1 pseudogene is annotated in these 274 nt (G+C 67.5%); it reads right to left on the bottom strand.

Annotation, left to right across the window (positions count from 1 at the left end):
- Positions 1-274, bottom strand: a pseudogene (locus tag SB725_RS31160) (MFS transporter); the annotation flags it as partial.

The following is a 274-nucleotide window of genomic DNA, read 5'->3' as shown; positions in this document are numbered from 1 at the left end:
GCCGTGGACAGCAGGTAGATCCTGGGGTCGCGAAACATCTGCGCCAGGCTGTCCTGGGATTTGTCCCGGGCGTTCGCCAGATCCCGGGCCATGTCGGCGTCCAGCAGGCGCTGTTCCCCGGGGCTGAGCCAGCGGGCCCGGGCCGGGCTGTCCTGCAGATAGAAAAAGGCCACCACCCCCAGGACACTGGCCGGCAGCCCCTGGATCATGAACATCCATTGCCAGCCGTGCAGGCCGACCGCGCCGTCCAGGTACTTGAGGATGCTGCCCGAGA

Origin of the sequence: Pseudomonas sp. SIMBA_041 (genome assembly GCF_046535095.1) — a bacterium.
GTDB classification, from domain to species: domain Bacteria; phylum Pseudomonadota; class Gammaproteobacteria; order Pseudomonadales; family Pseudomonadaceae; genus Aquipseudomonas; species Aquipseudomonas mucoides.
Note: the sequence above shows the minus strand (reverse complement) of the source record. Positions and strands in the feature narration are given on the sequence as shown.